Origin of the sequence: Pedobacter nyackensis (assembly GCF_032678475.1) — a bacterium.
Classification (GTDB): domain Bacteria; phylum Bacteroidota; class Bacteroidia; order Sphingobacteriales; family Sphingobacteriaceae; genus Pedobacter; species Pedobacter nyackensis_A.
In genome coordinates, this window is sequence record NZ_JAVTSF010000002.1 from 645,335 (window position 1) to 667,324 (window position 21,990).

12 protein-coding genes are annotated in these 21,990 nt (G+C 41.2%); all 12 read right to left on the reverse strand.

Annotated elements, in window-relative coordinates; all coding sequences use genetic code 11:
• Positions 1-17: 17 nt before the first annotated feature.
• Positions 18-1,313 (reverse strand): MFS transporter, encoded by a 1,296-nt coding sequence (locus R2Q84_RS10250; protein WP_316816438.1) that lies wholly within the window; start codon positions 1,311-1,313, stop codon positions 18-20.
• Positions 1,303-2,361 (reverse strand): glycoside hydrolase family 130 protein, encoded by a 1,059-nt coding sequence (locus R2Q84_RS10255; protein ID WP_316816439.1) that lies wholly within the window; start codon positions 2,359-2,361, stop codon positions 1,303-1,305. The genes R2Q84_RS10250 and R2Q84_RS10255 overlap by 11 nt, the downstream gene beginning before the upstream one ends.
• 78 nt (positions 2,362-2,439) lie before the next feature.
• On the reverse strand, positions 2,440-3,924 hold the full coding sequence (locus R2Q84_RS10260; RefSeq protein ID WP_316816440.1) for a RagB/SusD family nutrient uptake outer membrane protein: 1,485 nt from the start codon (positions 3,922-3,924) through the stop codon (positions 2,440-2,442).
• A 24-nt stretch (positions 3,925-3,948) separates the two neighbouring features.
• Entirely contained in the window at positions 3,949-7,017 is a 3,069-nt protein-coding gene (locus tag R2Q84_RS10265) for a TonB-dependent receptor (protein WP_316816441.1), read from the reverse strand.
• An 82-nt stretch (positions 7,018-7,099) separates the two neighbouring features.
• Positions 7,100-11,224 (reverse strand): two-component regulator propeller domain-containing protein, encoded by a 4,125-nt coding sequence (locus R2Q84_RS10270; protein WP_316816442.1) that lies wholly within the window; start codon positions 11,222-11,224, stop codon positions 7,100-7,102.
• 143 nt (positions 11,225-11,367) lie between these two features.
• The gene (locus R2Q84_RS10275; RefSeq protein ID WP_316816443.1) at positions 11,368-12,510 is read right to left on the reverse strand and encodes a TlpA disulfide reductase family protein; all 1,143 of its coding nucleotides are present in this window, start codon (positions 12,508-12,510) and stop codon (positions 11,368-11,370) included.
• A 57-nt stretch (positions 12,511-12,567) separates the two neighbouring features.
• On the reverse strand, positions 12,568-14,001 hold the full coding sequence (locus R2Q84_RS10280) for a PKD-like family lipoprotein (protein ID WP_316816444.1): 1,434 nt from the start codon (positions 13,999-14,001) through the stop codon (positions 12,568-12,570).
• A gap of 11 nt (positions 14,002-14,012) precedes the next feature.
• Complete coding sequence (locus tag R2Q84_RS10285) at positions 14,013-14,867, reverse strand: DUF4843 domain-containing protein (protein ID WP_316816445.1); 855 nt, start codon at positions 14,865-14,867, stop codon at positions 14,013-14,015.
• A 12-nt stretch (positions 14,868-14,879) separates the two neighbouring features.
• Positions 14,880-16,367 (reverse strand): RagB/SusD family nutrient uptake outer membrane protein, encoded by a 1,488-nt coding sequence (locus R2Q84_RS10290; RefSeq protein ID WP_316816446.1) that lies wholly within the window; start codon positions 16,365-16,367, stop codon positions 14,880-14,882.
• Between the two features lie 11 nt (positions 16,368-16,378).
• Positions 16,379-19,834 carry a SusC/RagA family TonB-linked outer membrane protein gene (locus tag R2Q84_RS10295; protein ID WP_316816447.1) on the reverse strand — a complete coding sequence of 1,152 codons (3,456 nt, stop codon included), beginning with the start codon at positions 19,832-19,834 and terminating at the stop codon, positions 16,379-16,381.
• A gap of 214 nt (positions 19,835-20,048) precedes the next feature.
• Positions 20,049-21,212 (reverse strand): FecR family protein, encoded by a 1,164-nt coding sequence (locus R2Q84_RS10300; protein WP_316816449.1) that lies wholly within the window; start codon positions 21,210-21,212, stop codon positions 20,049-20,051.
• Positions 21,213-21,324: 112 nt separating this feature from the next.
• Positions 21,325-21,906: an RNA polymerase sigma-70 factor gene (locus R2Q84_RS10305; RefSeq protein WP_316816450.1), complete on the reverse strand. Its 582-nt coding sequence runs from the start codon at positions 21,904-21,906 to the stop codon at positions 21,325-21,327.
• Positions 21,907-21,990 lie beyond the last annotated feature (84 nt).

Here is a 21,990-nt window from a genome sequence, read left to right on the forward strand (position 1 = left end):
GTAATAGTTATTTCAGGCTACGCAACAGAATGGCTCGGATTTGCCGTTTCCGCAAGAGTATTCTCATTCAGTTCAAGTTCCTCATTCATTACTTTGCCTTTTTTAATGATTCCCTTTGCCACCCAATATGAGCTCAGTTGTAATACGGCTACAATGATGATGGCATAACGCAACGCCACTTCATTAGAAAAATAATAGGCAAGGAGTAAAAAGGTTCCCGCACCAGTTAACCTACCGACATATAGTCCGGCCTCATGGTTCAGGATATAGGCAAATTCACTTCTTTTTTCCTTCTTGGTCAGAATATCAATCACACTAAACTGTATTGGAAAATAAGCCAGATCCAGCAAAGGCTTCGCCAACAACAAAAACAGCATAAATAGGATTACCCCAGTTTCGTTAAATAAAATGCCATTGATCAGCGCTGCAATGGTAAACAAGACTAATCCAGTTCCAAATACATAAACACGGTGCTCGGGACCGGTTTTACGACCGATGATGTACATCAGGATGGCAGCAAATATCGCCCCTACCGATTGTGCTGTTCCCAATGCCCCTTCCTTTCCGAGCAGCAACATGATTAGCATAGCGGGAGCAGTAACCAGAAAGCCTTGTACCAAACCTTTTAAAACTGCCAAAAACATCAACTGGTTCCAGTAGGGATCAAATTTGAAATAAATAAATTTCTTATTCATGGGATTGGTAAACTTACCGATAAAGCACATGACAGATGCAGCTACGGTCACTACAAACACGATTCCCGTTACGATTTTATAGGCAAGTTTTGCATCACCCGCACCAGCTAACCCTTCAATAAACCAACCGATCATTACCGGAATCACGACTGCGATAATGGTATAGAAAAAAGTCTCCAAGCCATAATAGTAGTTACGATTGCTGTCATTTGTGGTGGCCAAAGCCAGGAAATCCCTATTTGCCCAATAAAAGCCAAAGGACATCCCCATGACTATTCCCGCAATGGCAATACCTGTGATGTCAAGTGTAGTCAGCGACATCATGATCATCATTGAGATGGCACTAAGTACCATTCCCAGGGAATACAGCACCTTAATCGGAAAACGGTTTAACAACCAGCCATTGATCAGGAAGGTTAAAGGTATTCCGGTATAAATCGTCAGCTGATAAACCACAACCTTTACCGGATCGTTAGAACTTCGCATGACATAGGCTGCGACAAAAATATCAATCACCGGCAAAACAATACTATAGATGAGGTTGGTTAAAGTAAGGACTTTGAAATTATGCGATTGCGCTTTAAAATGCGCGATCTCTGTTTTAAGTTTACGAATCATGATGATAGGTTAGGGAGTTCAATATTTCATTGATAGAGAATTTAGCCCCACAAACAAACTCGTCTGCAGCACCATAATAAATGGTCAGTTCATCGCCTTTCACGACATGACCGTTGGTGAATACCACCTGGCCAAAAAAACCGGTTAGTTCATAATCTGCAGTTGGTACCATAATGGGAGTTGTGGCCCTGGCCAGTACAATAGAGGGATCATTGAGATCCAGCAAAAAGGCCCCCAGGCAATATCTGTGTCCTGCATCTGCCCCGTGATAAATTTCAAGCCAGCCTTTTTCAGTTTTGACAGGTGCAGCCCCTGCACCAACCCGGGCACTGTCCCATTGGTTTTTCCTGGTGGTAATGATACATTTATGTCTGCCCCAGTGGATACCATCTGGCGATTCGGCAATCCAGATGTAATTCCCGCCAAGATCAACACTGCTTGGACGGTGCAACGCATAAAACTTACCATTGATCTTTTCTTCGAAAATGGCGCAGTCCTTATTGTGGGGAGGAATAATCATCCCTTCAGATTCAAAATGCTTCCAATCTCTGGTTGTACGTAACCCTACGCCAACCCCTTGCTCAGAAACAGCGGTATAGGTTAGATAATAAGTACCGTCGAGTAGTGTTACACGACAATCTTCGACACCAAAGGCTTCCTGACTAGTTTCGCCTTGTAGTAAGGGATAACCTTCAGGTTCATAAAAGCTAATACCATCATCACTGCAAAGTAATCGTAAATGGGACAGTGTGGTTAAATAATCAACTCCTTTATACTTAATTACTCTTGGGTCATCTGCATTCAGCTCGGGATCATCTTCTGAAATTTCGATAATATCAATCCCATTACCCTTTAGTATCGGGAATGATATTACACCTTTTTGTTGTTCGGGTCTTTCAGCCACACGCACCAATAACCACGTTTTCCCCTCAAAAGTAAATACTCCTGGATTTAACAGGCAGGTGATTTGTAACCCTGGTCTACTCGGTTTTAAGTCTTTTGGTGAAAGCAGGGGGTTTTGTATAAATCTTTGCGCTTGATCTTTCATAAATATGCATAAAAAAGGGTACAATTTCCCCGCAAGCTCATAAAATCAGCTTGCAGGGAACTTTTACGTCAGGAATAATTAATAATCTTTGTTTTGGTAAATAGCTCCTGCTGTTTTATCAACTTCTCCCTGAGGAATAGGATACAAGTAATTTTTGTCATTAAAATTTTTACCCATCGCAGTTAACACAGCCTTAGCTGTCTTCCACCTGCGTAAGTCGCTAAACCTATGTGATTCCATACCAAGTTCAACCCGGCGTTCCTGCATCAGCCAATTTTTAATCTGTACCTTATCTGTCGAAGCAGGACGATTAGGTAGCGTACCCACCGGTGCTGTACCACCTCCAATTAAAGGTGTATTTCGAGCCCTTAACCGTATCTCATTAATTAAAGCAATTGCTGCCGGAAAATCATTGAGTTCATTCAGGGCTTCCGCTTTCCAAAGGAGCACATCGGCATAGCGGATAAAAATCCGGTTAGAAGGCGCATCATCATTTCCTTTATTTGCGGTAGTGGTACTACCCAGCAATTTATAAACAGCCTGGTCGCCCACATTTACGGTATAACTTAATCTTGGATCGTTGGCTTCAAAGGAATTAATAAAATTAGGTGATGGTGCCAGAAATCCCCAACCCAATAACGCTGTAAGCCCATTTCCTCTTCTTGGCTGCACACCCTGACGATGATCGTATGCAAAAATCACTTCCTGATCTGCAAATTCCTTAGTCTGATCAAAACTGTCAAAGTAATTCGTATTTAAATGATAAAAATTCAATGTATTCAATTCATTGACTTTATCTACAGTTCTTTGCCAATTTCCCATATATAAGGCAACTTTAGCCTGCATTGCAATTACAGCACCTTTTGAAGCCCTCCATCTTTCTGTATCACTCGAAAATTTACTATTCGGAAGTGAAGATAACGCCTGATCCAAATCGGCATTAATCTGCGCCCATACCTTTTCCTTTGGCTCTCTTTTAGAAACTTCGTAGGCCTCATTAAAATTCTTTAATGGTTTCAAGACAAGCGGAGCGTCTCCAAAATTAATCACCAGATCAAAATAATACATAGCCCTTAAAAAACTAGCCTCTCCGAGCAAGCGATTCCTTGTAGTTGCATCCATCCCTACTTTTTGGATTACTGCATCGTCTGTAAGCAAGGCAAGAGGCTGGTTAACTCTCGCTATACCTTCGTAATCATAAGTCCATACCCCATTAAAAGCCTGATTATCGGCCGTAAAACTAAATTCCGCTACTTGATCCATCCATGCCTGATCACCATCAGGGTTCCACTTTTTATTTGCATCACCTGAGGCGATGTCTTGTATAATAAAATCATTCTTTAATACCAGACCTTCAGTCCAATTCCAGTCTCCAAGGATATTCAGTGTATTGGAAAGCAGATGGTAAGAGTTGGATACCGAACCTGCGATAGAATTAGCCGTAGGTTCAGAAACAACCTGATCTGCGGTCAACAATCCAATGGGTTCCTTCTCAAGATATTTTTTACAACCGAATGCCAAACCTATGGCTATTACGGCAAATAACTTAACAGATGTATTCATAATATTTTTGGTTTATACCGGTTCTTAAAAAGTTACATTTACACCTAACAACACCGCTCTTGACTGAGGATAAGTACCCATATCCCGTTGATCGGCAATTTCAGGATCAAGCCCGGTGTAATCCGTTACTGTAAACAGGTTCTGCCCTGACACATATAATCTTAAATTTTGCACACCCAGGTTTGCTTTTTTCATCAGAGGACCGAAAGAATACCCGATTTCTGCATTTTTTAACCTGAAATAGGAAGCATTTTCTACAAAGATGCTGGATACTCTACTGCTGCCATTATCGGTAAAAGTAGACCTTGGTATGGTGTTACTTGTACCCTCTCCTTTCCAACTGTTTAATACTGCAGTAGTATGATTAAAAGGACGGGTATCATAATCCATTATCTGCTTGCTTTCGTTATAGCGATTTACTTTACCCACGCCCTGAAGCATAAAAGAAAAATCAAAGCCTTTATAATCTATAGATGCGGTAAATCCATAAGTGAACTTAGGAATAGCTGAGCCCATATAGCTGCGATCAGCATCAGTAATAAGTCCGTCTCCATTCAAATCCTTAAATCTAATATCTCCAGGTTTGGATGTAGGATTTGCTAAGCCCGATTGATGTGCGGTAATTTCTGCCTGATTTTGATAAATCCCTTCCATCATATACCCATAATAAACGTCAATAGGCTGACCAACAACAGCCCTGGAAACAGGCCCGATTAATGCTGGAACCGTTCTATGAAGTGCAATAACTTCATTTTTTATAGTTCCAATATTACCAGTGACATTATAACCAAAACCACCCGAAGTTTTATCCCGGACACTTAAAGAAAGCTCAAACCCCTGATTACGTACTTTACCTGCATTTACAAATGTAGCATCCACCTGCCCAACAAGTTTAGGTAAGGCCACACCCAGCAATATGTCATGTGTATTTTTAACGAAATAATCCGCAGTCAGATAGATTTTATTTCTGAAAAGCCCGGCGTCAATACCGATGTTAGTCTGCGTAGTAGTTTCCCATTTCAAGTCCGGATTTCCATATCTGGTGATTTTACCTTCACCATCATACTTTGTTAAAAAAGAATAGTTGGGGATACCCGACTGGTTACCTAGCGAACCTATACTTCCTCTTAATTTTAAGTAAGAAACAGCTTTTATATCTTTCATAAAAGCTTCCTCTGTCATGATCCAGCCTGCCGACACAGAAGGGAAGTACCCCCACTGATTGTTTTCTCCAAACCTTGATGATGCATCTGCACGCATATTTCCAGTAATCATATACTTACCATCATATACATAAGTGGCAGTTCCAAATAAAGAAAACAAAGAGTATTCTGATGCATAACCACCATTCCAGACATCTTTAGCAGATGCCCCCAGGTCCAAATAACGAAACTCCGGATAGGTATACTCGAATCTGCGTCTGGAGGCATTGATAGAAGAACTTTTATTGGTGATAAACTCCGTTCCCACAAGTGCATCAAAAGCATGCTTCTGATTATATACTTTTTTATAGCTTAACGTATTGTTCCAGGTAATGGTATAATCATCTCCCCGGTCTTCGTTCAATCCATTTGGCCGATTTTGTCGCCCCATACCTGGATCGACCTGAGCAGGATCAGGTGTTCTTTCATCATCCCCAAAATTTTCAAAAAAAGCTTTATTATGATTAAAATTTAGTTCCAGACCTACGTTAGTCCTGAATTTAAGCGACTTATCTTTTAAAACATTATATTCCCCATAAGCATTCCCAAAGGCTTTAAATTGCTTAAGTGTATTATCAGTAAAATAAGCAAGGGCTATAGGGTTTTGAGTCCGTTCATATTTGGGATCGAAATCATTGTAGCCATTATAAAACGGGAGATCGGTAAAAGGATCTCTTGCCGACCAGGTAGGATTTGTCGGATCTTTATAAACCGGGATTACTGGTGGTCTGATTAAAGCATGTCTAATAATCCCTGGCGCATCACCTTTAGACGAAAGCTGGTCCCTGGTTTCATGCGATAACTGAAGGTTGGTTCCGATGGTAAATCGATCGTTAAGGTCTGCATTTATATTGGCTCTGAAATTTACCCTCTTATATTGGTCATTATTATAGACCACGATTCCGTCCTGTTTGTAATACCCTCCTGAAAATAAATATTGTACTTTTTGAGAACCTCCACTTGCTGTTGCTTGAAAATTTTGCGAACGACCGGTTTCAAACAACTCTTTTAACCAGTCAGTATCCGCTAAATCAGTTCGACTCAACTGCCCGGTATATGGATTAGTGCCTGCGTACCCTGAATTATTCCAGGCCTCCTCCAACTTACCCAAATATTGCATTTTATTCAACATTTTGGGCAAATTAACCGCTTGCTGTATACCATTATAATAATTCACGTCAAATGAAGACCGATCAACCTTACCTTTTTTTGTGGTAATAATGATCACTCCTGATGCGGCTCTTGATCCATATATAGCTGCCGCAGAAGCATCCTTCAGTACGCTCATTGACTCTATCTCCTGAGGGTTTACAAAGGAAGAATTAGTTGTAGGTACACCATCAATAACAAACAGGGGATTGTTATTTCCAATACTCACTCCACGAATCCTGATATCAATTGGATCACCAGGAGCACCGGTACTTTGAGTAACCTGCACACCTGCAACCTGTCCCTGTAGCATCTGCGCTACATCCGCAACGCGGCGTTTATCTGCATCCCCCATATTTACTGTACCAATAGCTCCGGAAATATTGGTTCTTTTTTGCGAAGTATAACCTACTACCACTACCTCATCCAGATTTGAAGCACTTACTTTCATGGTTGCGTTAAGTGTAGTACTTCCAGCATAAGGCACAGTAATACTTGTGTAGCCCACATAACTAAAAACCAATGCCTTTCCCCCCTCGTCGAGCAGTGTAATGTTATAATTACCATTAACATCAGTTGCAGTTTTATTCTGGGTATTGAGCTGTTGAACAATAACTCCCGGAAATGGCTGATTACTCTCGTCAGTAATCTTACCGCTTAATTTTATCTGAGCCAGGGCCGTAAACCCCGACAGTACTATTAAAAGTACCAAGCCCAAAGAGAAGTGTAGATTTCTTTTCATCTGTGATATATTTGGTTACAACAAATTTATGCCGGAAGGGTTCCAGACTAGTGCACTATAGTTACATTTTAGTTCACTATAGTTACAAAGAGGCTGTATTTTCAGTGTACTGCTTCTGACGATACTCATTTGGGGCACAATGATAAATCTTTTTAAACTCCCGGAAGAAGTATGATTTATTGTTGAAACCTGTACGGTAAAATATCTCTGAAACGGTATATTGTGATGCGATCAACATATCGGCAGCGTGTTTGAGCCTGATCCTTTTGATGAATTCAGCGGGAGTCATTCCAGCCAAAGACTTCAATCTTCTATACAATTGCATTTTACTGATCGCAAGCGCATCCTCTAACGTAGCGGCATTCAATTCCGGCTCGTTTAAGTTATGTTCAATAACTTTAAGCAGTTCTTCTAAAAACTTCTTATCTGTTTCAGCGATATCAGCATCCATAAATTGATTGGTAATGTTCTGATCTTTAATCAAACTTTCCATCCGCGCCTGGTCGTCCAATAGCTTTCGTATTCTTATCAGCAGATAATTGATCTGGAAAGGTTTGGGAATATAGGCATCCGCTCCTAATTCATATCCCTCCGCCTTATTATCTTCTGAACCTCTGGCAGATAAAATCACAAATGGTGTCTGCGCCATAGCGGGGGTTTGCTTTACCGTCCGACACAATTCAAGTCCATTCATATCGGGCATCATTACATCGCTGATGATCAGACTTGGAATCGTTTTGTGCAGAAAGGCAAGCGCTTCCACGCCTGTACCAGCCTCATAAACCACATATTGATCTTTCAATACATTCCTGATCAGATAACGCAGTTCCGGTTCATCCTCCACCAATAAAATACTGGCTTTTTCTGCCTGCAAATCATCAATCAGACTGCTTTTATTTTCTTCTTCCGCAGAAGCCATCTCAGGACGCTCATATTCCTGCACCAGCGACAGGTATAAGGAAGATGGTGCAGAAGTAATTACTTTTGCCTCCTTACCCTCTGCGGTGGATAGTTTAACAAATACCCTAAAATCTATCCAGTCTTCCTTCAGACTCACCTTAATCTCAGCGTCCATCAATGTTACCAACTCTTTAGTAAAAGCCAGACCAATACCTGTACTAAATTTTTCAGTCTGCTGTTCATTGCTCACGTAGAACTTATTGAAAATTTGTTCCAGATGTTCCTGTTTTAAAGTGCAGCCCGAGTTGGAAACGCTGACCTCCAATACTTGCTCTGCCCGGTTGTATTCAGATTTAAACACAACGGTTTCCTGCCTGCCAGAATGCTTAAAGGCATTTGATAAAAGGTTGAACAAAATTTTCTCAAACTTATCTTTATCAATAAAACCTGCAACACCGCTATCTATTGTTCTAATGTATTTCTGACTATTTTTTTGACTGGCAGGCACAAATAGTTCCGATAAGCTATCCAACATCTTACTGATGTCAACATAATCATCGTTCCTTTTCAGGTAACCAGCCTCAGCTTTTCTAAATTCCAGCAATTGTTGCACCAGGTAAGTTAGCCTGGCCGTGTGTTTATGTACAATAGAAATAAGATAATTATGCTCTTTGTTTTTCAACAGTTCCGACTTTTTACTGCGTAAAAAATGTTCAACCGACCCCATAATCATCGTTAAAGGCGTCTGGATTTCATGGGCGATGTTGGTAAAGAAATTCAGGCGCTGCTGGTGTTCTTCTTCATCCTTTTGTCTTAAAAGGTGTTCCATCTGCAATTGATACTTCATTTGCAGCTTATTTTTTCTGTACAAATGAAAAGCATAACCAGAGGCAACCAGTATTACAAAATAAGCAAATAAGGCAGGATAAGTTAACCAGAAATACTGTTCTACATGTAGTTTAAATACCGCAACTCCGCTCGTCCATACGCCTTCCCCGTTGCTCCACCTTACCCGCATCGTATAATTGCCTGGAGGAACATTGTTGTAAACAATATTACCAACTCCCCCGGAATAATTCCAGTTTTTATCCAGTCCTTCCAGCTTGTAGGCAAATTCATTCTTAGCCTCATTCAAAAAGCTCATAGGCTTTAAACTTAACTGGAAGAAATTACTTTTACGAGGCACAGTGTATTCGGGAACAGCACCTTGCACAGTCCTGAGTACCTGCAATCTATTTTCATCCAGATTTTTACCCCCAAGTTGAATTCCGGAAACCAATAAATTAGGCTGCACCTTATTTTCCGTAATGCGTTCCGGCATAAAATAGTTAAAGCCATAAATACCGCCAAAATAAAGTGCGCCCGAAGCCGATTTCCAAACTGCCCCATCACTAAACTCATTACTCTGCAATCCGTCACTTTCTCTGAAGCTGGCAATAGCACCATCAACAGGGTTTAACCGTGCCAGTCCTTTATTGGTACTTACCCAAATATTTCCGGAATTTGCTTCTTCAATGGCATGGATCGTATTGTTCGGTAACCCGTCCGTCATTCTAAATTTCTTAAAAAGGGGATTTTCCTTTAAAGATTCTTCCTGACTAAGCATGTTCAACCCATAACTCGTACCAATCCACAATCTTTTACTTTTGTCTTTATGCAAGGAAAGCACATCATTATTGGATAGACTATTGGGAGAAGAGAATGCTTTAAAGGTTTTAAATCTTCCTGTCTTTTTGTCAAGAACACTTAATCCTCCATACCTGCAAGCGATCCAAAGCCGGTCGTCATCACCATTGCTCAAAGCATAAATGATATCGTTGGCCGGTCCGTTTTGTTTGCCCGACAGGTACTGTCTGAAATAACCTACTTTTAAAATACCCGCAGCATTTTTTTCCAATTTTATATGGATCAAACCGTGACCGCTCGTTCCCAGCCATAAAGAGTTTTCTTTGTCTTCCAAAATGGCATACACAGAACCAAAAAACGGTAAGGTAGCAGTTCCGACAACTTCCTGCCAGCTGATAATCCGTTTCGCCCGCAAGTCATAAATTCCAATTCCCTGTCCATCGGTACCTATATAAATATAAGGCTCCTTACCTCGTTTCAAGACATACACGGAGTTGTTCGCCAAACCATTCCCCGTATTTAATCCTTCTTTCACATTCTGAACAGAAAAGTTATTCATGAAGTCCTTTATGATTACAATCCCTTTTCCTTTGGTACCTACCCATAAATTGCCATCGGCTTCTGTAAAAGCACGTACAGGTTTGTTCAGATCTGCAAAATTATTTCGGTTAATCAGGCCAAAATGATTCATTTTGGGATAGATCTTGATCAATCCGTTCCCGTCTGTTCCTATCCACAATACGTCATCCCTCGCTGGCTCCAAGACGGTAACCCTGATGTTTGTCAGCTGCTTCACCTCTTGCTGCATAAAGGCTGACGGCTGGAAATTCACATCAAAAACACCGATACCTTGCCCCTCCCAGGCTACGATATAATGTGACTGGTAGTAAACCACACTCTTTACAGCACTGATACTATTTTGCTTTTTTAGCTTAAACCCTGTATCGATTGTCCAAAGCGTGTTATTGGCATCTGTAAATAACAAAAAGTCATTCACGGGGAAAAAATTATTAATAGCAGTATTGGCTTTAATTACACGATACGGTCGTACCCCTTCAGCAGTTACCCGACAGGCCAGCAATGTCCCATTATCTTTAAGAAACCAAATTAACCCAGCATTTCCAGGCTGCATTTTTATCACTTTTGCTCCTGACACCGGAGAAGCGATCGACTTAAACTGATTGGTTTGAAGATCAAAACGGCTTAAACCATAGGTCTTGCTATAACAGAAAACAGCTCCATTGGTTGCTATTGCCAGTTCATACTCCTTTTCCGCAATACTTCTTTTTGTCGCCTGATTATAAAAATATCTATAAAATTTGCCGCTCGGTTTCTCAAAACGTGTAATTCCCCCGATCGTACTGATCCAAACATTACCAACATTATCTTCTTTGATATCCTGGATCACATTGTTCCCGATACTCCCGCCCTGATTTTCGCTGTTGTAATTAAAAACCCTAAAATCTGTACCATCATACATATTTAGCCCGTCCCAGGTACCGACCCATAGCAATTGATCTTTATCCTGAAAAACCATATTCACGGCACTATTTGATAAACCATTGCGGTTATCAAATTGCTGAAAATAAAACTGTTTGGGTTCCTGGCTCTCAAAGGCATAGCTAAGCTTGACTGCAATTATTAAGAGAACCGTGAAATAAAGCTTACAAAAGTACTTCATCAATAAAATATAGGACTAGCAAAGTTAGCCCTTCCAATATACGAAAAAGAGCAGGCGTATGCGTCATAAAGCACTATAAAAAAGAATGCCCGGGCTATACGCTTAAAACGCATAACCCGAGCATTCGTCAACTTCTTTTTTTATCAGTTCAACAGCTCTCCAAGTTTTTTATTTAAAGCCTCTCCCATCAAATGACTACCAATAATTTTTCCATCCGGGCTGATCAGGAAATTTGCAGGGACTCCCGTTATTCCATACACTTTCCGTGCTTCATTATCCCAGCCCTTAAGGTCAGAGATCTGAGGCCAGGTTAATTCATCTTTTTTAATTGCTTCAATCCACTTAGCCTTGTCACTGTCTACAGAAACACCCAGGATTTCAAATCCTTTATCTTTGAATTTAGCATATTGCTTTAATAGATTAGGGCTTTCCGCACGACACGGAGCACACCAACTGGCCCAAAATTCCAAGAGTACATATTTCCCTTTAAAGTCTGATAATGCCACCGGCTTACCATTCATATCGTTCTGGGTAAAATTGGGTGCACTTACACCTAATGCAGTTACCGCATGTGCATTTAAAAGTTTATATAAACTCTGTCCGCCGTAAGAAAGGCGCAGTTTGTCATTAAGCTTATTAAATACAGGCAGAGCGACATCCGGCTTTGTTGAATATCCGCCTACCAGTTCAGATAATGCCTGCAGCGAGAAGTAAGAGTTAGGATTTGCTTTAGCGAAGGCCAGCATTTTCTCTCCCCTTGATTTTCTGAATGCCTGTACTTGTTTGTCCAAAGCTTTAAAGTAAAGCGTATCGGCCTGTTGTTCTGGAGTAGCCCTATTAATAGCAACGTTTGCATTGTGGTGCACTGTCATAACAGTTGGTCCTACTTCATTGTCAAAAGCTTTCATTTCTTCATAAACTTTTGACCCTTTCCACTGCGCATTATAGAGTGAATCTGAGGAAGTAATCTGGATATTTTCCTTACCAAAGCTCATGTAGATCACATCACCCAGACCTTTAGTGCCATAAATTTCCTTATCCCTGATACCTTCACGAGACAAAGTCATACGTCCACTAGCATAACCAGCAATATTGCCAGTAAATTTAAATCTACCATTTACCAGTTCACAGGAGTCACTGGCCCCTTTTCCTTCTGAATTGTAATCAAGATAGATTTTTGCTGGTTTATTTAAGTTTCCAATTTTACCGGTGATAGTAAAATTCGGCGATTGTGCCCAGGCCAAGGCTGGTACAAGGGTAGCGAGTACTAAAAATTTCAATTTCATTTATGTGTTGTAAGTTAAGATTAACCGGGGCCAGATGGAACCCCGGTATTAGAAGATCTAATTTGTACGTGTCAAAAAATCCACCGGTGCTCCCGGTATGCCATTAATGGTACTAAGAATGTTTCCTTTTTTATCACCGGAAATATCCAGCGTATGCAACGCATCATCCACACCTACATATAGCCTATTGTTATCGGCACTGATTTTTAACATTGATATTTTTTTACCGGAGAAGTTGGCCTCCTGAAGTTCCAGGCTTTCGCTGATTGGATTGTAACGGTATATTTTATCATCAGAGCTGAAATAAAATACATTGACTGTATTCCTCACCCATTTGGAGTCGGCTTTTACATTTGTCGATCCCGCAAAAATACGCTTATGCTCAGCTACGATGGATTTGCTATCTGCCGTAAGTTGATTGTTAAATTTCAACTCATAAGTAATTCCATCCTCCTCTCTGAAAAAGGCGTAAGTGGTACCTGACGAACTGGCCTTCATGTAAACCAGGTTCGACAGCCCTGTACTTTTAGGATCAAAAGGGACTGTCGGTGGTGTTCCGGAATTGTAAGTTTTCCCCTGGTAGTTTCCTCCACCATCGAACGTAATGAACCCTTTGGTTTTGACATCATATCCCAAATAAAATGCCCCTCCGTGCGTGATAAAAGGAGAAACCTGGTAGTCACCAATCTGCTCATTGGCAAACTTGCCATAATCCGGAGCAAATGGGGCAGTCGACTGTATGCCTATATATAATTTATTGTTGATGACACCGTGAGAAATGGTACCCATAAATGTTTCTAAATTGCCAGGAACTATTGTTGTCGGCGGCAGGAAGAATTGTGATTTGAAATTATCCTTATACTGTAGCGTACTTGGGGTAACAATCACACTGCCTGTAGTAGGGTCATCACACATGACCCAATATTCTTCCTTGCTTTGTAGCTGATAAGGCAAAGGTTTGGAATAATAAAGCTGCACCGGATTTTTAGGCAAAGTACCGGATTGCAGGCTTTCGTAAATATTGGCCAGCACCGTATTGTCAGGTTTGACAAATGAAAGTTTAGCCGTTCCTCCTTCGTTACTGAGAATTACTGTTCCGGCAGAGAATTGAGTAACACCGGTGATTTTGAAGTTGTATTTATAAATCAGGCCGTTCCGTTTATCCGTCACGACCAGCCTTGCGGGACGTTCACCGGTTCCAAGGTTGTATAGCATTTTTAAGGGGTAACCTTTAAAACTGGCTTCCCTAAGTTCTTCGATGATCGTAATGCGCCATTCAAAATCCAGGTCTTTAAGCGGATCGGCATCAGCAAGACTCACCTCGGGTTTGATGATGAGGGAGTCGCCGATTGCGGCAGAGAGGTTAACATCCTTGATCCCTTTAATAACAGGTTCTGAAGGCGGCGAATAATTATAATTCCCCAAGTCTTTTTTACAGGAAGTATATAGGCAGGCTGCGAAAGCCAGAAAGTATAAGAGTATTTTTTTCATGATGTTAAAGCTTAATTCATGATGATTTGGTTGCCATTCTCATTCATAAAGAAATAGGCGTTTACTTGTGGAAAGAATTTGACGTGGAGCTTGATGCCCGGTGAATCCTTATGATAAAAGTCGTAATCTTCTGTCCCGTCCGTTCTTTTCGTCAGCACATAACCTTTTTCAGGATTTCTGGTTACCCAGGTAAAGGGATCCCTGGTAAAGGTTCTTGCATTCTGCAGGAAATACAAGGTTCTCGGAATGCCCAGGTAGGCATCGGGTTTGGTGACATCAACCAGATCTCCACCACCTGAAATAAGATACAATTGATGGGCTGTACGGCTGTAAGGGCCGAGGTTACCTTGCCAAAGCACCCACCACGACGGTTGTTCCAGACGATTCGAGAACAGAATCCTTTTGGTTCGGATGGCAACAGGCAATGAAGCCTTGAAATCACCACCTTCAACAACCCTTACAGTTAGTATCACAGATTTATTGGATAATGCCGGATCAATGTTCTTAAGTATTACGGGAACAAGCAGTTTGCCTGAATCTGCAGCGATGGTATAATTGGTTTTGAGTGGTTCATAATGCAGGTTGGCCTGAGCTGTAGTCATGTTCTCGACCACAGCCAATACAAATTTCCGGTCGGTGGAAACCCTTTTACCGGCAACCGTAACCGGAACCCAGATCGTATCACTGGCCAATCCGGGACTCGTTGCAAAAGAATAGGTTACCGCAGTAGTATCTCTGTTTCCTTTACTATCGAGGTAGTTAAGGGAGATATTATCGACCTCATTTGCGTACTCCGTAATCGTGTTCTTTTTGCAGGAAAACAAAAACACGCTGAGCAAAAGTATATAGTTGATATTGATTTTCATGGTGTTAATGATTTAGTTTCTGTAACCGGTTTCATTTAGTGGCATTGGGAACACGAAGATTTTATCCGATGCAGGGTAGATCAATCCATTGGTGTTAATGATATCCAGATTGAGTCTTTTATGCATGTAAAAAATCTGGCTCTCTCCATAAAATTCCTTCCGGGCTTCTTCGGCTATTTTTTTGATAAAATCAGATTTGAGGATCGTTTTAGGAATCAAAGTCCGGATCCCACGGTGCAAACGGACGCTGTCGACATAAGCCGTAGCTTTAACCGGGTCGGTATCGAAGCTGGACTCGGCCGCGATATAATACATTTCCGAGAGACGGATTGCCGGTGCCACTACCGGATGCATGTTACGCTGCGGCGTAGAGTTCCAGGTATATTTCTGCAAACTGGACAATTTTGTACCGACGTCATCTGTAAACCACTGTCTGTAACGCCAATCCTCATCGCCACCGGCAGCAAGTTCATAGATCAGGTTCTTTTGGGTAATGGTTGGCCGGAATGCGGCATTGTTATCTGAAAAACGATTATTAACGTGTTTTTTACCCTCATCACCCAAAAACCAGGAGGAAATAAGCTCCGTGTAGAAAAGTTTATCGCGCTGCTCTTTATTCGTGTTGAAAACATCCGTTTGTTTTGCCCAGGGAAACTTTTTCGAATCAATGACTTCTTTGGCATTGCTCAGGCTGTTTACATGGTCTTGTTTATACAGGTAAGCCCGGGCCAACTCTCCACAGGTGCTGAAATAATTCATCCGGTGCCTCCGGTTTTGAAGAAACAGCGAAGGATTTCTGTTTTCTGTAGATTTTAAGCTATCAGCAGTACCATCAGGATAAGTTTTATCTGGAAAACCTATCCGGTAGCCTGCTGTCAAAATGGGGTCTGACACCCTCAATAATGATTTGGCTTCGTTGAGGTCGGCAATGACCCCATCGAGTGCTTCCTTAACCGTAACGAAAGGCGTAGCATTAATAGAGACTATTTTAACATACGGGATTGCTTTGGCTGATGGGTTATTTTTGTAAGAAGGAGCGTACATTCTCAACAGATCGAAATGTAAATAGGCGCGCAAGGTAAGCGCCTCCCCTTTGATGAGTTCGTAATTTTTAGCCTGAAAAACAGATTTTTTAGCATCAATCATTTCCAGTATAGCATTACAATTTCCGATGGCCCTGTATACGTTGGTCCAGATCTGGTCGGCCTTTCCTATCCATTGTGGGTCGTCATATTTGAAAGCTGCGAGATTCTGACTATTGAGGTCGGTAAAATCATAATTCTGCGCAATGATATCCAGGTTGCTGAAGCTTAGGTTCCCACCATACAGGTCGAGTGTGGCGCAATACGTATACACGCCATTGAGCGCTTCTTTAAAACCATCTTCTGTAGAAAACAGTTGTTCTTTAGTCGCATCTGATTCCGGTTGCACATCCAGAAACTTTTTGCATGAAGCGAGCGTCAACACGCAAAGGATAATATATAAATATTTAAAGTTCATATCCGATTGAATTAAAATGAAGCCTGAAGTGAAAAGGTGATGTTCCGGGCAAATGGCGAATCGATACCACGTTCGATTTCTATGCTGGAAGCCCTGAAGATGTCGTTCATTGTTACACTTGCCCTTAAGGTCTGCAGTCCGGCTCTTCTGATGAGGTTCTTCTGAAAATCGTAACCCAGGTAAACAGATTGCAACTCTATGAGGTTTTCCTTTTGTATAAACCTTGAGCTGACCCGGGTCACACTTAGATCAGTAATATTTTTGTACAGGGCGCGGTCTCCCGGCTGAACCCATCTTTGAGTGAGTGCCCTCCGGTCTACATTAAATCTTGGATCTGCATTTTCAATCCTGTCTACCAATGTCTGATTATAGATTTGTCCACCGAAACGGTAATACATACTCAGGCTCAGCATAAAACCTTTATAACTGATGTTGGTGCCGAAATTACCGGAAATTTTAGGCGTGCCATCACCAATAGGCTGCGTATCCTTAATATCATAGTCATAAGTCAGACTACCATCCCGTTTTATGTAGATTTCTTTTCCGTTTTCAGGATCTATACCCAAAGATCTCACTCCATAAATGGTGTACAACGACTGACCTTCCGCATATCGTGCAATGGGAATAGTGGCCAAGCCAATCTCATCTTCTTTGTTGTTATCACCGCTCTCCTGGATGCCATCGATCCGGTCGTTCAGCGCCTGCAGGTATTTGGATAATTTAACTAACTTATTCGAATTATGCGTAGCATTTCCTGTTAGGTTGACGTTCCAGCTTGAATTACGTAGTACATTTGCGGTCAGATATAGCTCATAACCTTCATTGACACTGTTACCCAGGTTTTCCTTATATGTGGTAAAGCCGGTAGATGGCGGCAGGGTAATGTCTGTAATCAATCCTTTGGTTAATTTATAATAATAACGTGGGGAAATCACAATTCGGTCATTTAAAAGCCCAAGATCTAAACCAGTATCATAAGTAGTGGTTTTTTGCCATTCCAGATTGTTGTTTCCATAACCTTGCAGCGTTGCACCAATTCCGGTAGAATACCAGTTTCCACTTTGGTATTGATACATGGAGCGCGACATGTAAGGTTCAAATCCAACAGATCCTACCTGACCGCTACTGGCTTTTAAACGAAGCTGGCTAATGAGCTTCGAATCCTGTAAAAAAGTTTCATTATGAACATTCCAACCTAAACCTGTGGCCCAGAATGGCGCGAACCGTTTGTTTGAACCGAATGAAGAAGATCCGTCCAGACGAAAGGAGGCATCTGCCAGGTATCTGTTTTTATAAGAGTAGTTCCCAGAAAAGAAGGAGCCAAGTGTTCTGTTAATCAAAACATTCCCTCCTGGCGCACTGTTCTCTTTATAGATGCGCGCGAAACCTATATTGGTAAACTTATCATTGGAAAAACCCTGAGCTGAAATGGATTTAAAGTCAGTTCTTCTTGCAATGACGTTTGTTCCAACAACCAAATTAAAATAGTTTTCACCGATTTGTTTGTTGTAGTTCAAAGTGATGTTTCCGTCCAGGCTTAACGCATCTGTAGTATTATAGTCGTAAGAGCCGCGATTATTCAGTTTGTCAGTCTCCGTTGTATAAAAATCATTACTAAATGGCGAAATGAAGCGGTCTGCTTTAGATAAAGTTTTGTTCAGACTCATCAATGCCCTTAGGCGAAAGCTTTCTGACAGTTTGTAATCCGCTGAAAAAGCATCTACAATTTCCAGGTAAGAATCTTTATTGAAGTTATTCAAACTGGCTTCAAATAAAGGATTGAATACATAGGCAGTGCGGTATTGTTCAACTCCAGTTCCTCTTCCATCTCCGCGATCAATACTCCATCTTGCCAACTCCTGCACCACGCGACCAACACTGTCCATTTTAGGATAATAAGGGTTCATTGTGGCATAGGTAGAAAAGCTCCCGTAAGGCGAGTTTTCCGCATTGGTCTGATTGATGGTTAGGACATTACGGAAAATTAGCTTTTTTGATGGGGTATAGGTGAAATCCATGCCTCCACTAAAACGATCTCTGGTTACGCCTTTCATCACTCCGGGCTGGGTTTGGTAACGCATATCAATGCCGTAACGGAAACTCTGATCTCCACCCTGCACATTCAGCGAGTGTTTTTGTGCATAGGCATTACGCAAGGGCTGGGACAGCCAATAGGTATCTACGCCACTGGCTACATTTTTGAGCTTATTGAAAAGTTCCTGATCCAAAGCATCCTGAGTCATATCCCCAATGCCCGGTGTCATCTTGTTATATAAACCAGCCATTTGTTCGTAAGCCATTTTATCTTTTGCATTGAGCACATCGTAGCCTGACAAGTCAGGTGCAGATAGTGTAAGCTCAGTATTGTAAAATAGCTGCAGCTTTCCGGACACGGGCGCTTTGGTGGTAATCACCATTACCCCGTTTGCAGCCCTTGAGCCATATACTGCTGTTGCAGCAGCATCTTTTAGGATGGTAATGGATTCAATACGATTGATGTCCAGATCAATAACCTTTTGCAGTGTAACCTCGAAACCATCCATGATAAAGGCAGGCAGGTTATAAGAACTGGATAAGTTATTACGGTCTAAGACATCGTCTTTGTTTTGAGGAATACCAGGCAAAGCTGTTGCCCCCCTGACATTAATCCTTGGCATGGCATTCGGATCAGATCCTGCGAGGTTATTATCCAGCAAACGGAAGGATGGGTCAAAGCTTTGCAGGGCTTTAATCACGTTTTGCGGGTTCATTTTTTTCAGGTCTTCCCCTTTAACGACAACAGCATTTCCGGTAAAGCTCTCTTTTTTAATGACCTGATATCCTGTAACCACCACGTCGTTCATTTGGTTGATTTGTGCTTCCAGGCTAACGGTTAAAAACTTATTGTCGTTTACTGTAACTTCCTTAGGTTTAAACCCAATATAACTGAAAACCAAAATATCACCAGGTTCAACATTAAGCCTGAATTCCCCCGATACGTTAGTTTGTGCACGGAGGTCTTTGCTGCCTTTAACCGTAATGTTTACACCAGGAATACCTTGTGAGTCACTGTCAATGACTTTTCCCTTGATTTCAAGAAAGGTAGGTGCCTGTGTATTTGTACCGGGTTTATTGGTGATCACAATGGTTTTATTGATGATCTCAAAGTTGAGGTTCTGGCTCGCGAGCAGTGATTTCAAAGCTTCTTGCAAAGGCACATTTTTTAAAGCCACATTGAGCATATTATTGCTGGTGTTGACTTGTCCGTTGTAAAAAAACAGATAACCTGTTTGGGCCTTGATGTCTTCAAATACAGTTTCCAGGGAAGCATTCCTTCTGGAGATGTTGACAGTCTGAGAATAACTTGAAGCGGTAACATGTAAGGTACCGGTTAGTAATAAAATAGCAATTAATTTCATCACCAGGAGGAATTTGGACTTTACGCCCCGCATAGCACATACGGGCTTGTAAAGAATGGTTAATTTCATACTTTTGTTAAGGATTAAGTTGATAAAAAATGCAGCTGGGTTCGAATACGGCTGCAGACCTCTTTTTCTGCCGGAAGCGGTGAGACGCTTTCGGCTTCTTAGTCATTTCGGATGATGATTAGTGTAGCAGTTCCGGCATAATTTTCGTTTTTAGGTTTAAAGTTTATTGATAGTAATTATAATGGTAATGGTTCTACAATTTCAACGTGTTCTTTTATTTTTTTTCTTGTTTCTCAGATGCTTCAGACACCCGAATTACATTTCCAGATACATTAAACTGAACGCCATAGCGCTCCAGAATACTACATACTTCAGATAACTTATTGCTTCTGGAAATCTCTCCAAAAAACCTGCTATCCGGCAAATCCGCACTGTACTCTACTTTTACGTTATACCATCTGGAAATCTGCCTCATGATCATTTTCAGATCATCATTTTCAAATGAAAACAAACCGTTTTTCCAGGCTATAACTTTGTCTGTGTTGATCCCTTGTACAATGCGTATACTCCCCGCCAGCTTATCAACACTCGATTGTTGCCCAGGTAAAAGTATCCTTTCACCATTGTTGGTCAGAACCTTCACTGAGCCTTCCAATAAGGTGGTTTTGATTTGTGGTTCATCATCATAAGCATTGATATTGAAATGGGTACCCAATACCTCAACGGTCTGCAACTGAGTTTTAATCTGGAAAGGCAAGTCCTTATTTTTTGCTACTTCAAAATATGCTTCACCCCTAAGTTCAACCTGACGCATCTGGTGATTAAAAGCGGTAGAAAAAGTTAATGATGAAGCGGCATTGAGCATCACCTTTGTACCATCAGCAAGGATCACAGTATATTGACCTCCCTGAGGTGTAGAAATCGTATTTATCGTTACTGCTCCATTATCTTCAATCCCCTCCTTTACTGTGTAAATCAGTTCGCCGTCCTTGGTTTTTTGTACGCTGATTCCTGCCTGACTTGAAATTTCTCCATTGGCTGCATCATTCAATATAATTTTTTCTCCATTGCCTAGGGTTAAAGTCGCTTTATTTCCCCCAGGATTCACCTCCGTTCCAGGATTTTGATTTATAACCGAAATGGTCGCTGATTGATAGAAATAAATGCCTGCAGCCAGAGCCAGCAGAGCCACACAGGCCGCCATAAACCTAGGCCAGAGTGGGAAACTCTTTTGTATAGGTTTTACGGATAATCCTGATTTCTCAAGGGTTTCCCGCCAGATCTGATCTTTCAGCATTAGAAATTGATTATCTTCTTCTACCCATTCATACTTCCCTGTTTCATCCAAAAACCAGTTTTCTACCCATGCCTTTTCTTCAGCTGTGGCCAGTCCCTGATTGTATTTTTCCAGAAGTATATGCGCTTGTTCTATGTTCATCTTTGCCTGGCTTTAGAAACCATTTAAACGAAGAACAGCCGAAACCCGGTTTGGGGGTAGAAGATTTGAAAATAATTTTCAGAAAAACAACAGACTTAGGTATAACAACCGGTTATCGCAGCAAAAACAAGGCAAACAATCCAGATTCAACGACTGGGACTTTACCTTTAATAATTTTTAATGCATTTTGAACCTGTTTTTTTACGGTTTGGTCAGAAATCCCTAGCTTTTCGGCGATTTCTTTGTGAGAGAGGTTGTCTTTTCTACTCAGATTAAATATTTCCTGCATTCTTGCTGGAAGGTTTCTAATCTCTGCTTCTACAATATCAAGAATCTCACGCTCGTCATATAGTGTACTTTCGGTAGTGGTTTGACTAACAAATGCAGCCACTGAACTTAAGTAGTCATTTCGCACTTTATGTTGAGCAATAAGATTCAAAACTTTGTTTCTCACAGAAATATAAAGGTGCCCGGAAAGCTTCGTACGCTCATTAAGGGATGATGATTTTAACCATAGTGTACTGAAAACATCCTGTACTACATCCTTTGAACTCTCCTCCTCTTTAAGCATTCGAAAAGTATGAAAATACATTTCGGCCCAATACCGATTGTAAATTTCAGTAAAAGCCGGCTGATCTCCCCGTTTTAACAAAACGGTCAGTTCCTCATCACTGAAATTGCTATAAACTGACATGGCTTAACTGATCTGATTGGACCTGAACGAAAATAGGCTTTCTTCTTCATATTTTCTATAAATTTGCAAACAGACATAAAAAAC

Coding starts and splice junctions, on each gene's coding strand:
- R2Q84_RS10270 (WP_316816442.1), bottom strand. CDS start 11,224: ATGAAGTACTTTTGTAAGCTTTATTTCACGGTTCTCTTAATAATTGCA.
- R2Q84_RS10255 (WP_316816439.1), bottom strand. CDS start 2,361: ATGAAAGATCAAGCGCAAAGATTTATACAAAACCCCCTGCTTTCACCA.
- R2Q84_RS10285 (WP_316816445.1), bottom strand. CDS start 14,867: ATGAAAATCAATATCAACTATATACTTTTGCTCAGCGTGTTTTTGTTT.
- R2Q84_RS10280 (WP_316816444.1), bottom strand. CDS start 14,001: ATGAAAAAAATACTCTTATACTTTCTGGCTTTCGCAGCCTGCCTATAT.
- R2Q84_RS10290 (WP_316816446.1), bottom strand. CDS start 16,367: ATGAACTTTAAATATTTATATATTATCCTTTGCGTGTTGACGCTCGCT.
- R2Q84_RS10305 (WP_316816450.1), bottom strand. CDS start 21,906: ATGTCAGTTTATAGCAATTTCAGTGATGAGGAACTGACCGTTTTGTTA.
- R2Q84_RS10260 (WP_316816440.1), bottom strand. CDS start 3,924: ATGAATACATCTGTTAAGTTATTTGCCGTAATAGCCATAGGTTTGGCA.
- R2Q84_RS10295 (WP_316816447.1), bottom strand. CDS start 19,834: ATGAAATTAACCATTCTTTACAAGCCCGTATGTGCTATGCGGGGCGTA.
- R2Q84_RS10250 (WP_316816438.1), bottom strand. CDS start 1,313: ATGATTCGTAAACTTAAAACAGAGATCGCGCATTTTAAAGCGCAATCG.
- R2Q84_RS10275 (WP_316816443.1), bottom strand. CDS start 12,510: ATGAAATTGAAATTTTTAGTACTCGCTACCCTTGTACCAGCCTTGGCC.
- R2Q84_RS10265 (WP_316816441.1), bottom strand. CDS start 7,017: ATGAAAAGAAATCTACACTTCTCTTTGGGCTTGGTACTTTTAATAGTA.
- R2Q84_RS10300 (WP_316816449.1), bottom strand. CDS start 21,212: ATGAACATAGAACAAGCGCATATACTTCTGGAAAAATACAATCAGGGA.